1 protein-coding gene is annotated in these 405 nt (G+C 54.3%); it reads left to right on the top strand.

Translation table 11 applies throughout. The annotated features are described in order from the left end of the window. On the top strand, positions 1 to 405 hold a 405-nt coding region (locus U9S71_RS18760), incomplete at both ends, for a DUF7507 domain-containing protein (RefSeq protein WP_326329272.1).

Here is a 405-nt window from a genome sequence, read left to right as displayed (position 1 = left end):
GTGATGATGCTACGACGACGATTACGCAAACGGCCTCCGTATCGGTCGACAAATCAGTTGACCAAGGGAGCATCGCTGCCCCGGCTACCTTGAACTACACGATCACGGTGGTGAACACGGGTAACGTGAGCCTGACAGGCATTGCAGCATCCGATGCGGTTGCACAGGATGGTACAAGTGCGCCGTTAACCCTAGGTGCACCAACGGGTGATGCCGACAATGATGGCAACCTTGATGTGGGCGAAACATGGACGTACACGGTCAGCTACGTTGCCGATCAATCACATATCGACAACGGGAATGACATCGTGAACACATTCACGTTCGGTGCGGATGAACTGACCGCCGATGTAAGCGACGATGCCACGACCACCATCACACAATCACGTTCGGTTACGGTAGCTA

Origin of the sequence: Parapedobacter flavus, from assembly GCF_035818675.1 — a bacterium.
GTDB lineage: Bacteria > Bacteroidota > Bacteroidia > Sphingobacteriales > Sphingobacteriaceae > Parapedobacter > Parapedobacter flavus.
Note: the sequence above shows the minus strand (reverse complement) of the source record. Positions and strands in the feature narration are given on the sequence as shown.